Genomic DNA, 12,972 nt, shown 5'->3' on the forward strand with positions numbered 1-12,972 from the left:
ACAAGTTATTTCTACAATCAATATATAAATCAAACGCACCCGAGCAGAACGCGAAATTATCAAGGCTGCAATTTCAGGTCTGTCTATCAGTATTCAAGATAAGTCGAACAGAATGTAAGCAAAGAGAAAGCTCTCACACAGAAGCGGAGCAGATCGTACAGGTCGCGTTGAACAATATGACGCGGTCAGATCCAGAAACAATCTGTGCGGGAGATCGCGGTTGGCGAGGCAGCAAGCTCCCTCGCCAACGGCTCAGGACTGGGGCTTTTCGCCGTACCAGCGCGGCGTGTAGACCCACTCGCCACCTTCAGCCTTGGGGAAGGTGCAAGTCGTTGAAGAGCCAACCAGCACCATGGTGCGCATGTCCACCTGATCCGGGGTCAGTTGCCCCAGTGTCGTCACGCGCAGGGTTTGCCCCGGGCGACCGATGTCGCGCCCCAGCACCACCGGTGTTGCCGCGCTGCGATGCTGCGCGACGATTTCCAGCGCACGCCCCAATTGCCACGGGCGTGCCCGGGAAATCGGGTTATAGAAGGCCAGCGCCAGATCGGCCTCGGCCGCCAGATCCAGACGTTTTTCAATGATTGACCACGGCTTGAGGTTGTCCGACAGCGACATCACGCAGAAATCATGCCCCAGCGGCGCACCCGCTTGCGCAGCCGTGGCAAGCGAGGCGGACACCCCCGGCAGGATTTCCAGCTCGACGCTGTGCCATTTCGGGTCGGTCGACTCGTGCAACGCTTCGAGCACCGCCGCGGCCATGGCGAACACGCCGGGGTCGCCGGATGAGACCACGATGACCGAACGCCCCTCGGCCGCCAGCCGGAAGGCGTGGCGGGCGCGCTGCATTTCTTCGCGATTGTCGGTGCAGTGCTGCACCTGATCATCGCGAAACGGGCCGGCCATGCGCACATAGGTTTCGTAGCCGAGCACATCGGTGGCCCGCGCCAGTTCCGCCTTGACCGCAGGCACCATCAACTCGGCAGCGCCGGGGCCAAGGCCGATCACCGCCAGGCGCCCACGTTGACGACCGATCTGCGCGACGTCCAGCGGCTGTTCGGCGCGCGCAATCGCGAGACCGTTGGTATTGCTGATCGCGGCCTGCGGCAGTGCCTGACGAGCCAACTCGCCGAGGTCTTTCTGCGCCGCGACAAAGCGCAGCGGCACCCCCAGTTCGAGGGCGGCTTCACGCAGTCTGGCCGAGGCCATTTCAGTGTCAGCCGCCAGCAGACAGGCCAGCGACTGCTGCGCAACCCCGGCCTGCTGCAACGCGGCGCGCACGGCATGCGGCTGATCGTCTAGCTGCGCGCTCACGGCCACCGCCACACTGCGGGGATAGATCAGCAACTCGTTGGCGCTCGCGACACGCTCGGCACTGCCGACATGAATCGAGCGCTGCGCCTGCGGGTCTTGCGGCAACTGCGCCTGATCCAGCCACGGCGCGGCGCCTTCGATACGCACGCTGTGCCCAGCCAGCAGATCGGAAACGAAACGCTTGCCCAGCTCCAGATCCGCCAGCGCATAACCGCTGGGTGGGTTGAGCAGGCAAGTGCCAAAACGCAATTCGCCACTGGTGGTGATCGCCGCTGCGACCTGCAATGCGGCGGCGATTTCCCGGGCCATGACATTCACCCCGCCGAGGCCGCCAAGCAGCGGCACCACGGCGCTGCCATCTTCGGCAACGGCGAGTACCGCCGGTTCAGCGCCCTTCTCCAGCAGCAACGGCGCCAGGGTTCGAATGACAATGCCGGCCGCACACAGGGCGATGATCGGTGTGTCCTGCTGATACAACTCACGCAGGGTCGCGCCGAATTCCTGATAGCTGCAGTCGGCGCCTTCGACGCGTCCGGCGAGGCCATGGATCTGCGCCGTCGGATACAACTGCTGGATCCGCCGTGCGGTAGCGAGCGCGCCTTGTCCGAGGATGACAATGGCCGGTGTGGATTGCGTCATCAACCTTGCCACCGTTCGCCCGGGACGATGATCAGCGAGAAGTACGGCGAGGACATCGGCTCGACCTGATCCAGCGGCACGATCTTCTGATTGGCCATGGTCGCGCGTTCGACGTACAGCGCCCGCTCGGCCAGACCGAGTTCTTCGAGTACCGCACGGACCTTGGGAAAGTTGCGCCCCAGTTTCATGATCACCGCCGCATCGGCGTCGGCCAGACGTCGCTTCAGATCCTCATGCGGCAGCACGCCGGAGAGCACCGACAGGCTCTGGTTGCGATACACCAGCGGCGCGCCGAGTACCGACGCGCCGCCGAGCATCGAGCACACGCCCGGCACCACTTCGGCTTCGTAGCGCGTGGACAACCGGTCATGCAGATACATGTAGGAGCCGTAGAAGAACGGATCGCCTTCGCAGATCACTGCAACGTCGCGCCCGGCGTCCAGATGCGCCGCAACTTCTTCGGCGGCATCATCATAGAAATCGCTGATCACTTGCTCGTAGGACAGCGGTGCCGGCAGCACTTCGGTGGTCACCGGGTACACCAGCGGCAACAGATTCTGCGCGTCCTGCAGGTGTGCTTCGATAATGCCGAACGCATTGCCCTTCTTGCCCTTGGCGACAAAGTACGCCACCACTGGCGACTCGCGCAGCAGACGCAGGGCTTTGACGGTGATCAGTTCCGGATCACCGGGGCCCACACCGAGGCCGATCAAACGTCCTTTGGCCTGCATCATTCGATCTCCGTGGCGAGGGCATTGACTGCTGCGGCGGCCATGGCGCTGCCGCCGAGCCGGCCTTGCATGATCACGAACGGTACGCCGCGACTGTCAGCCGCCAGCGCCGCTTTCGATTCGGCAGCGCCGACGAAACCCACCGGGAAGCCGAGGATCAGCGCCGGTTTCGGTGCCCCGGCGTCGAGCATTTCCAGCAGATAGAACAGCGCGGTCGGCGCGTTGCCGATCACCACCACGCTGCCTTCCAGATGCGGACGCCACAGTTCCAGCGCGGCCGCCGAGCGGGTGTTGCCCAGCTCACGGGCCAGCTCCGGCACGCTGTCGTCGCGCAGGGTGCAGATCACTGGGTTGTTCGCCGGCAGACGGGCACGGGTCACGCCCTCGGAGACCATCCGCGCGTCGCACAGGATCGGCGCACCGGCCGCCAGCGCATCGCGCCCGGCCTTGCCGGCACCTTCGGAAAATTGCAGACCATCGACCGCCTCGACCATGCCGCAGGCGTGGATCACCCGCACCGCGAGTTTTTCCAGATCGGCCGGGATGCGCGCCAGATTGGCCTCGCTGCGAATGATCGCGAAGGAGTTGCGATAGATCTCCTGACCGTCGCGGATGTAATCAAGCATCAAGGGGGCTCCGTGAGCGGGCGTCGAGCAGGATCGCGGCCGCTTCAATAGTAAGGTTGCGTGCGTGCAGCGTGCCGAAACCCGGCAGCGCTGCATCGCGAAAATAAAGGTCGTAATGACCGGGGCTGACCGCCAGCAATGTCGCCGCTGCGCAATGGGCCGCCGCACAAGAGCGCGGGCAACCGGACAGGTGCACGTGCTGCGCCTGTGGCAACAACGTCGCCAGCAGCCGCGCGTCGTGTTTGGTATCGGCCAGGCCTTTGCCGCAGCCGCTGGAGCCGGTGCAGGCAATCAGTCGGGACAACGGCTCGCGGGTGTCGGTCAACCAGTGCAATTGACTCAGGTGTTGCAGGACTCGCCCCGCGTCGGCGGGCTTCACGTTCGGCAGCAGCAGACTTTGCCAAGGGGTGAAGCGCAGGCTGCCATCACCGAACTCGCGAGCCAGCCGGGCCACGCCCCGCAGCATGGCCGGATCGAGACGGCCGAGCGCCGGCACCGCACCGACATATACCCGGTCGTCAGCGTTTTGCGCGTGAACACCGATATGCAGCGCATCCGCCATCGGCGTGCGCTGTCGAGCAACGGCAGCTTTGATCGCCACGCGTTCGCGCAATTGTTCGAGAAACGCCAGCAGCGGCAGTTCATCGAGCAAATGGCGCATGCGCGTCTGCTCCGGCCGAGCCAGCTCAAGGAACAACTCCAGCACCGCGACCACCAGTGCATGGCCGTTTTCCACGCTCACGGCACCGGCCGCACGATCGGTCGGGCAGCCGGCCAGACCGAACGCCAACAACACTTCACCGTCACGTTCGAACGCCGACAGCCACAGATCATGCGGATGCTCGAGCATCGCCAACGCCTCACCGCCGTCCAGCTGCACGGCGAACTTGGCACTCAACTGGTGAAAGCGCGGATGCGTCTGCAATGTCGCCAGAGTCTGTTCGGCCAAAGGCCGGGTATCGAACAGCAACTGCCGATCGATCCCGGCAGTCGGGCTGAGCATCAGGTTGCGCACATCGTCGCCCGCTGCGGTTTGCGGCCCCAACCCGGCGGCCAGCAAACCGTCGATCAATGCCGCGGACTGCTCGCCGATGCCGCGAATCTGCAGATTGGCGCGGTTGGTCGCCTCGATCGCGCCACTGGCGAAACGCTCGGCGGCATCAGCCACCGCGTCGGCCTGATTGGCAGTGATCGAGCCGCCATTGAGCTTGATCCGGCAAATGCCGCCGTCCAGCGCCTGGACAATACGCAGCAACCCCGGACAAGCCGAGGGGCGCAAAGCGGTGGACATTGAGCGTTCGTTCAAGGGATGACCGGCTGACGGGCAGCGCTGTGGTGGGCGAAAGGTCGCCATTATGCCTGCTTTGCCCGAGCGCATGAAAATGCCTGCCGGTCGGAAACTGCGGCTTTTCAGAGTTCGACCTCCTCAAGGTCGGCCACGCTCTCGCGAATCGCCTGATCTACAACGTCCCGGTTTTTGTCGATGTCCCGGCGATTGATCACCATTCTTCTGGCGCGGATGTCCAGTTGCGACATCGGTTGATGGACCTGCCAGAACAGGTAGTTGGTACTCAATACCAACTTGAAAAAGCGGACATGGCTGAGCACCACCACCAACTCGCCGCTGGCATTCTTACTGACCGGCACAATATGCGAAGTGAAGGTTTTGCCACTCAGAGCGGTAAACTTTTGCAGCAGTGCTGTATCTCTTTCCAGCGCTGCCAGCCCAGCTTCAACCTGCTCTAATTGACCGCGCGCGAGCAAAGGGGCTGTCAACCGCCGCCACGCCTCCTGCACACTTCCGGAAAACGCCTCCTGGACTAGCACCACCGGCTTCTGTTCCAGGTTCCAGCCACATGACCAAAGGCCCCCGGCAAAGTAATCGAACCACTCTGCAGGCTGCAGGCTGCTGTCACAACGGCTGTCCGCCGCGATCTGGGCGAGATAAATGCAGTTCCTCACAAATCTGTTATCGGCCTCTGCCCGCCCCTCCAGTCCGGTGAACAACATATTATTAACGGCAACTGCATTACTCTGACTTAAACCTGTAGCTGAATTGATATCCATATCGCTCCCTGCCAACTTGGCACGTATTAATTTTATAGTTTCATTGCGCCAGACTTATTAAAAAGAACTGACTTGGAATCAAACTAACAAAAACGGAAGTTGAAAAAATCACTATTACTCGACATTAAGTTTCCGCGTTGCTCTCGACATGCCGCGACGACAGACCCGCGTCAGGTGCCGGCAGTCGCGTTATCATGTCGCCCGTGAAGATCTACTCAGGATTAAGGAACGGCATGACACCCTGGCTGACGGTTGTGGGAATCGGTGAAGACGGCTTCAAGGGCCTGGGCAAAAACGCTCGGCGCGCCCTGCTGGCTGCTTCGCGGATCATCGGCGGCCAGCGGCAACTGGACTTGCTGCCGGTGTGCATACGCGGCGAACGCGAACTGTGGCCGAGCCCGTTTTCCCTCGCGCCGGTACTGGAGCAGCGCAGCGCAGCCGTGTGCGTGCTGGCCAGCGGTGATCCGATGTTCTATGGCGTCGGCGCCAGCCTTGCGCGCCATGTGCCGAGTGCAGAGATGCTGATCCTGCCCGCGCCCTCTTCCTGTTCGCTGGCCGCCGCCCGGCTCGGCTGGCCGCTACAGGAGGTGGTCACCCTCTCGCTGGTGGCGCGACCACTGGCGGCACTCAATGCGCAGCTGTTCAGCGGGGTGCGCCTGTTGCTGTTGAGCAATGACCGGCACAGTCCGGCGGCAGTCGCGGCGCTGCTGCGCGAGCGCGGTTTTGGCGGCAGCCGCCTGACTGTACTTGAGCACTTGGGCGGCGATGCCGAACGGCGCCTCGAAAGTACTGCCAATGACTGGAATGACCCGGCGATTGCCGATCTGAATGTGATCGCCATCGAATGCCTGGCCGATGCGCAGGCACCGCGCCTGTCACGTCTTGCCGGACTGCCCGATTCGGCATTCCAGCACGACGGCCAACTGACCAAACGCGATGTCCGCGCCATCACCCTCGCCCGCCTCGCGCCGATCCCCGGCGAACTGCTGTGGGATGTCGGCGGCGGTTGCGGCTCGATCGGCATCGAATGGATGCGCGCGCACCCGAGCTGCCGCGCGATCGCCATCGAGGCGGACGAAGGCCGACAGGCCTTGATCGAACACAACCGCGACGCGTTGGGCGTACCCGGTCTGCACCTGGTGCGTGGCCGTGCGCCGCAGGCACTTGCCGGGCTGGAGCGACCCGACGCGATCTTCATAGGGGGCGGCGTGACCCGTGAAGGCGTGTTTGAAACCTGCTGGGAACAACTCAAACCCGGTGGTCGACTGGTTGCCAACGCCGTGACCCTGCAAAGTGAAGTCACTCTGATGCACTGGCGCGAACGCCACGGCGGCGAACTGACCCGAATTCACGTGGCCCAGGCGCAACCGCTGGGCGAGTTCGACACCTGGCGTCAGGCGTTGCCGATTACCCTGCTGGATCTGGTCAAACCCCTCGATGCGTGACGAAACCGCCGAACAACCCGCGCCCCTGCGCAGCGGCCTGACCACCGGCAGCTGCGCCACCGCCACCAGCCTCGCCGCCGCCCGCCTGCTGCTCGGCGGTACGTCGGCGGATGCGGTGCAGATCGTTCTGCCCAAAGGCAAACAAGTGCAGATGCGCCTGGAGTTCTGCCGCCTGACCGAGGGCGGCGCCGAGGCCGGAACGATCAAGGACGCCGGCGACGACCCGGACGTAACTCACGGTGCGCTGCTCTATTCGCACGTGCGGCTGCTGGCCGAGCCGGGGATTCGCTTTGTCGCGGGCGCAGGTGTCGGCACCGTGACCCGGCCGGGGCTGGTACTCGGCGTCGGTGAACCGGCGATCAACCCGGTGCCGCGCAAGATGATCAGCGACCACCTGACGCTGCTCGCCACCGAAAGCGCTTATGCCGGCGGTTTCGAGGTCACGGTCAACGTCGAGGGCGGCGAGGCGCTGGCGCTGAAAACCATGAACCCGCGACTGGGCATTCTCGGTGGTTTGTCGATCCTCGGCACCAGCGGCATCGTCCGGCCGTTTTCCTGCGCGGCGTACATCGCCTCGATCCATCAGGGCATCGACGTCGCCAAAACCAATGGCTATCTGCACATCGCCGCGTGCACCGGCAACGCCAGCGAAGACACCATGCGCCGGGTCTACGACCTGCCGGAAATCGCCCTGATCGAAATGGGCGACTTTGTCGGCGCGGTGCTCAAGCATCTGCGCAAAGTGCCGGTGGATAAACTCAGCCTGTGCGGCGGCTTTGGCAAGATCAGCAAACTGGCGGCCGGGCACATGGATCTGCACTCGAGGCATTCGAGCATCGACCTGCCGCAACTGGCTGAATGGGCGGCGGCGATTGGTGCCGATCAGGCATTACAGCAGAGCATTCGTGAAGCCAACACCAGTCAACAGGCCCTGACGATGGCCAGCGCGGCAGGCATTGCCCTCGGCGATGAGGTCTGCCGCCACGCGCTTAATTTCGCACGCAGCGTGGTGCCGGCGCAGGTGCAGGTCGAGGTGTTTGCGATTGATCGCCAGGGCGGCATTGTCGGCCACGCCGGAGGTTTTGCATGAAACGCATTCTGTTGCTTGGCGGCGTCACCGAGGCGTTGGCCATCGCCCGTACGCTGGGGCCAGAACACATTTACAGTCTGGCCGGCGTGGGCCGGGTGCCGACCGACCTGACCTGCCAGGTGCGCGTCGGCGGCTACGGCGGGGCCGAAGGTCTGGCGCAATTCATTCGCGCTGAAGGCATCGACCTGCTGTTCGATGCGACCCACCCTTACGCCGCGCAAATCAGCCACAACGCCGCCATCGCCGCACAACTCGCCGGCATCCCCTGCTGGGCCTTGCGCCGCCCCGCGTGGCAGCCGCAACCGGGCGACGACTGGCGAGAAGTCAGCGACTGGGCCGAACTGATCGAAGCCCTCAAACCGTTCCGCCGCCCGCTGTTCACCCTCGGCCGCGAACCGCTGCAACACCTCGACGAAATCCCTGCCAACCAGTATTGGACCCTGCGCGCCCTCGACGCTTATCCCGGTAACGAACGCTGCGAAGTCATCGGCGCCCGTGGGCCGTTTCTGCTGGAGGATGAACGCGCACTGTTCGAACGCCGGCAGATCGATGTGCTGATCAGCAAGAACAGCGGCAGCACCGCGACCGAGCCGAAACTGGAAGTGGCGCGGGAGTTGGGGGTACCGGTGCATGTGTTGAAGCGGCCAGTCTTGCCGGGGGTTGATCGGGAGTTTGGGTCTACGTCTGAAGTCCTCGCGGCCCTTGCCGCCTTCACCCGACTTTAACCAGGCGCAGACCTCGAGTGCGCCTTCGCGGGCAAGCCCGCTCCCACAGTGGTCGGCGGCGACCGCATAGTTTGTGTATGCCAGGGCTCCTGTGGGAGCGGGCTTGCTCGCGAAGGCGCCGGTACTGTAATCCTCTCTCCAACGCCCTACAGCTAAACCGGACGCTACGTACAACCCTTTAAAGAAACACTGACTGTCTGCACTAAATGCCCGGTTTTATGCTCACCGCTTTTGAGCCCATAGGTGAACATTGCGATGACCGAAAAATTCACCCGTTTCGACGCCGCCGAGTACCTTAAAACCCCCGAGGACATGGCGGCTTATCTGGACGCTTGCTTTGATGATGATGAAGGCGATGGCGTACTCATCCGTGCAGCACTGAATGACATAGCCCGAGCCCAGGGCATGACACAGGTGGCACGTGATGCTGGCCTGGGTCGTGAAAGTCTCTATAAAGCGCTGAGCAGCACTGGTAACCCCGAATTCGCAACTATCATGAAGGTCATGAAGGCTTTGGGTTTGAGATTGCACGCCGTCGCGGTGTGATTGATCTGCGACACCATACCGCACGACGCCTTTTTACTTATCGGCCCTGATCAGGCTAAATAGCCCGCGCCTGATCGCCCACCCAACGGATCTGTCCCATGAACCGACACCGGCTTGCATTTGCCTGGATCGCCTGCTTCGCAGTGCTGTTCAACATGCTCGCCATGCCGATGACCGGGGCGATGGCGCAGGCGGCCAGTTCACCGGCCGAACAGTTGCTGTGGAGCAGTTTCTGCACCGGCAGCGGGACGAAGATGGTGGCGATCAACATCGGCACCTCGGAGCAGAAAGCCCCGTCCAACGACAGCCATTCCAACATGCAGCATTGCTGGTGCTGCTCGGGTTCAGCGCCGCTGGTGGCGTTGCCGGGCCATACGCCGCAGCTGTATTTCGCCCGCTACGAAAGCAATCGCAGCGTGGCGCCGCCCTCGTTGCAAACACCGACACCGCGCCAGCAATGGCCGAGCCTCAATCCCCGCGCCTCGCCTCTGGTCTGATCTGTCTCGCAATTGACCTGCGTTTCACATCGTTCTGGAGAACTGCCATGTTGAACAAACTCTTCGTCATCGCTGCGCTGTTGCTGCCGGCGTGCTTCGCCCATGCCCACGAATACAAGGCCGGCGAGCTGGAAATCGCTCACCCGTGGTCGCAGGAACTGCCGCCCAACGCGCCGACCGTCGCCGCTTATTTCGTGATCAGCAATCCCGGCAAGACAGACGACCGCCTGCTCAGCGTCGATTCGCCGATCACCGCCGAAGCGCAACTGCATGAGCATGTGATGCAGGGCGACCTGATGAAAATGCAGCAGGTGCCCGACGTGGTGATTCCGGCCGGCGGCAAGGTGACGTTCGCGCCGATGGCCTATCACGTGATGCTGCTCAACCCGAAAGACCGCAGCCTGCTCAGCGACGGCAAACGCTTCCCGCTGACCCTGCATTTCGAGAAGGCCGGTAACGTCACCGTCGAAGTCGCGGTGCAGAAGAAACCTCCGCAAGATACCCAGGCACACGATCACGCCCAGTAACCGATCCGGCTGACCAAGCCCGTGCGCCCGCAACGCGCCGGGGCGTTCCGCCTGCATCGCCAGAGCCAGACTCTGACCCGCGGTAGCTGGATCGCCCTGTTCGCCATGTTGATGATCTTCATCGGCCCGCTGATTTCTCAGTCGATGCCGATGGATCAGCACGCCTCGACTTCCATGCCGATGAGCATGGACTTGGCGATGGACATGCCGGGCATGGATCACGCCGCGCACGGCGCACAACCGGCTGCCGAACACTGCCCGCCACAATCCTCGCACCACGCCCTATGGGAAAAGTGCGGTTATTGCAGCCTGCTGTTCAATTGCCCGGCGCTGACCGGTGGCGGCACGTTCGCCACGTTCAGCATTGCCCACGTCAACACCTTCACCCCGTCCTCCCCGCGTCTGGGCCATGCCCGGCAGACCTTCTTCCCCGGCGCCCGCACCCGCGCCCCGCCCGTCAACGCGTAAACACCGCACCTTTGATTGCACACGGTTGAGAAGACAGCTTCAGGCTGCCGGCCGTGTCGTTTACGACTGTTTGATGGAAATTGTCATGTCCAGGTTTTCTGCTGTTCCGCGCTCGGGTTCCGCCCGGGCTTCCTTCGCACTGAGCGAATCGCGCATTCGTTTCTCGCACGCTACCGCCGTCCTTTGCGGCGTTCTGTTATCGCCGCTGGTGCTGGCCGATGACCACGCCGGTCACGTTGATGAACTCAGCCCGACGGTGATCACCGCCATCGCTCCCAGCTCGCCACTGACCATCGTCACCAACCCCAAGGACCCACGCCAACCGGTGCCGGCCAGTGACGGCGGCGATTACCTGAAGACCATTCCCGGCTTCGCCCTGGTGCGCAATGGCGGCACCAACGGTGATCCGGTGCTGCGCGGGATGTTCGGTTCGCGGCTGAACATTCTCACCAACGGCAGCATGCTGCTCGGCGCCTGCCCGGGGCGGATGGACGCGCCGACCTCATACATCTCGCCGGAAACCTACGACAAACTCACGGTGATCAAAGGCCCGCAAACCGTACTCTGGGGGCCGGGCGCATCGGCCGGCACGGTGCTGTTCGACCGTGAACCGGAAAGCTTCGGCGAACTCGGCACGCGGGTGAATGCCAGCGTGCTGGCCGGCTCCAACGGACGCTTCGACAAAGTTGTCGACGCCGCTGCCGGCGGGCCATTGGGCTACGTACGGGTAATCGGCAATACCGCGCACTCCGACGACTATCGCGACGGCAACAACGACAGCGTGCCGTCGCGCTATGACAAGTGGAACGGTGACATCGCGCTCGGCTGGACCCCGGACGCCGACACCCTGATCGAACTCACCGCCGGCAAGGGCGATGGCGAAGCGCGCTACGCCGGGCGCGGCATGGACGGTTCGCAGTTCCTTCGCGAAAGCCTCGGCCTGCGCTTCGAAAAATCCAACATCACCGACGTGCTGGAGAAAGTTGAAGCACAGGTTTACTACAACTACGCCGACCACGTGATGGACAACTACACCCTGCGCACGCCATCCGGCACCGGGATGATGGCCGGGCCCATGGCGTCCAACGTCGACCGGCGCACCCTCGGCGCGCGGATCAAGGCAACCTGGCGCTGGGCCGACATCCAACTGATCACCGGTCTCGATGCGCAGACCAACGAACACCGCCAGCGCAGTGGCATGGGCATCGACACCTACAAGGATCAGCCCTACACCAAGGACGCCGATTTCCATAACTACGGCGTGTTCAGCGAAATGACCTGGTACGCCGCCGATCGTGACCGGCTGATCACTGGCGCCCGGGTCGACCGTGCTTCGGCCAAGGATTACCGGCAGCGCATTGGTTCGGGAATGATGAGTCGGCCAAATCCGACCGCCGACGAGACCCGCGCCGACACCTTGCCAAGCGGCTTCGTGCGTTACGAGCATGACCTCGCTGACAGCCCGGCCACGCTGTACGCCGGCCTCGGTCACGCGCAGCGCTTCCCGGATTATTGGGAGCTGTTTTCGCCGAAGTCCGGCCCGGCCGGCTCGCTGAATGCGTTTGACTCGATCAAACCGGAGAAGACCACCCAGTTCGACTTCGGCGTGAACTACAAGACCGCCGAACTCGAAGCCTGGGCCTCGGGCTACATCGGCGTAGTGCGCGACTACATCCTGTTCGACTACACGCCAACGATGATGGGCATGAGCACATCGCGCGCGGAAAACATCGACGCGCGGATCATGGGTGGCGAGCTCGGTGCCGCCTACAAACTCACCGATAACTGGAAAGCCGACGCGACCCTGGCTTACGCCTGGGGCAAGAACAGCAGCGATGGCAAAGCCCTGCCGCAAATGCCGCCGCTGGATGCGCGCTTCGGCCTGACCTACAGCGAAGACAACTGGAGTGCCGGGGCGCTGTGGCGCGTGGTCGCGGCGCAAAACCGCATCGACCAGAACAAGGGCAACGTGGTCGGCAAGGACTACGACAAGAGCGGCGGCTTTGGCGTGTTCTCGCTCAACGGCGCCTACCGGATCAACAAAAACTGGAAGGTCAGTACCGGCGTCGACAACCTGTTCGGCAAGGCTTACGCCGAGCACTTGAACCTGGCGGGCAACGCCGGTTTCGGCTACCCGGCCAACGACCCGCAAGCGATCAACGACCCGGGGCGCACGCTCTGGACCAAGGTCGATATGAGTTTCTAACCGAGCGGCACGCCCTGCCCTTGTGGGAGCGGGCTTGCTCGCGAAGACGGCGGTACATCCAGCATGGGTGGCGCCTGACACGACGCTTTCG

The 12,972-nt window shown here is 63.2% G+C and carries 13 protein-coding genes; 8 read left to right on the forward strand and 5 right to left on the reverse strand.

The features are described 5' to 3' along the window. Positions 1-252: 252 nt before the first annotated feature. The 5 genes from cobJ to QMX91_RS09410 form a co-directional block, all read right to left on the reverse strand. Positions 253-1,953: a precorrin-3B C(17)-methyltransferase gene (gene cobJ, locus QMX91_RS09390; protein WP_139053465.1), complete on the reverse strand. Its 1,701-nt coding sequence runs from the start codon at positions 1,951-1,953 to the stop codon at positions 253-255. After that, on the reverse strand, positions 1,953-2,684 hold the full coding sequence (locus QMX91_RS09395; protein ID WP_097089950.1) for a precorrin-2 C(20)-methyltransferase: 732 nt from the start codon (positions 2,682-2,684) through the stop codon (positions 1,953-1,955). The genes cobJ and QMX91_RS09395 overlap by 1 nt, the downstream gene beginning before the upstream one ends. Next, entirely contained in the window at positions 2,684-3,310 is a 627-nt protein-coding gene (locus tag QMX91_RS09400) for a precorrin-8X methylmutase (protein ID WP_003221256.1), read from the reverse strand. The genes QMX91_RS09395 and QMX91_RS09400 overlap by 1 nt, the downstream gene beginning before the upstream one ends. Beyond that, entirely contained in the window at positions 3,303-4,601 is a 1,299-nt protein-coding gene (gene cobG / locus QMX91_RS09405) for a precorrin-3B synthase (protein ID WP_282412602.1), read from the reverse strand. Before cobG ends, QMX91_RS09400 begins: the two co-directional genes overlap by 8 nt. 119 nt (positions 4,602-4,720) lie before the next feature. Then, a complete protein-coding gene (locus QMX91_RS09410) occupies positions 4,721-5,377 on the reverse strand; it encodes a hypothetical protein (protein WP_098967017.1) in 657 nt (218 codons plus the stop codon). Between the two features lie 233 nt (positions 5,378-5,610). On the opposite strand from QMX91_RS09410, the gene cbiE reads away from it, so the two are divergent. The 8 genes from cbiE (at position 5,611) to QMX91_RS09450 (ending at position 12,881) form a co-directional block, all read left to right on the forward strand. Beyond that, the gene (cbiE, locus tag QMX91_RS09415) at positions 5,611-6,822 is read left to right on the forward strand and encodes a precorrin-6y C5,15-methyltransferase (decarboxylating) subunit CbiE (protein WP_210556667.1); all 1,212 of its coding nucleotides are present in this window, start codon (positions 5,611-5,613) and stop codon (positions 6,820-6,822) included. Then, entirely contained in the window at positions 6,815-7,912 is a 1,098-nt protein-coding gene (locus QMX91_RS09420; RefSeq protein WP_139053469.1) for a cobalt-precorrin-5B (C(1))-methyltransferase, read from the forward strand. Before cbiE ends, QMX91_RS09420 begins: the two co-directional genes overlap by 8 nt. After that, positions 7,909-8,637, forward strand: a complete 729-nt coding sequence (locus tag QMX91_RS09425) for a cobalt-precorrin-6A reductase (RefSeq protein WP_139053470.1) — start codon at positions 7,909-7,911, stop codon at positions 8,635-8,637. The genes QMX91_RS09420 and QMX91_RS09425 overlap by 4 nt, the downstream gene beginning before the upstream one ends. Before the next feature lie 255 nt (positions 8,638-8,892). Further along, entirely contained in the window at positions 8,893-9,183 is a 291-nt protein-coding gene (locus QMX91_RS09430; RefSeq protein WP_003221244.1) for an addiction module antidote protein, read from the forward strand. Positions 9,184-9,281: 98 nt separating this feature from the next. Then, a complete protein-coding gene (locus QMX91_RS09435) occupies positions 9,282-9,680 on the forward strand; it encodes a DUF2946 domain-containing protein (protein WP_225137326.1) in 399 nt (132 codons plus the stop codon). A gap of 47 nt (positions 9,681-9,727) precedes the next feature. Continuing rightward, positions 9,728-10,207: a copper chaperone PCu(A)C gene (locus QMX91_RS09440; protein ID WP_098967008.1), complete on the forward strand. Its 480-nt coding sequence runs from the start codon at positions 9,728-9,730 to the stop codon at positions 10,205-10,207. Between the two features lie 21 nt (positions 10,208-10,228). Continuing rightward, entirely contained in the window at positions 10,229-10,675 is a 447-nt protein-coding gene (locus tag QMX91_RS09445) for a DUF2946 domain-containing protein (RefSeq protein WP_210556674.1), read from the forward strand. A gap of 85 nt (positions 10,676-10,760) precedes the next feature. After that, complete coding sequence (locus QMX91_RS09450; protein WP_282412603.1) at positions 10,761-12,881, forward strand: TonB-dependent copper receptor; 2,121 nt, start codon at positions 10,761-10,763, stop codon at positions 12,879-12,881. Positions 12,882-12,972 lie beyond the last annotated feature (91 nt).

This window comes from Pseudomonas sp. PS01299 (assembly GCF_029960145.1).
In the GTDB taxonomy this organism is placed as follows: domain Bacteria; phylum Pseudomonadota; class Gammaproteobacteria; order Pseudomonadales; family Pseudomonadaceae; genus Aquipseudomonas; species Aquipseudomonas putida_A.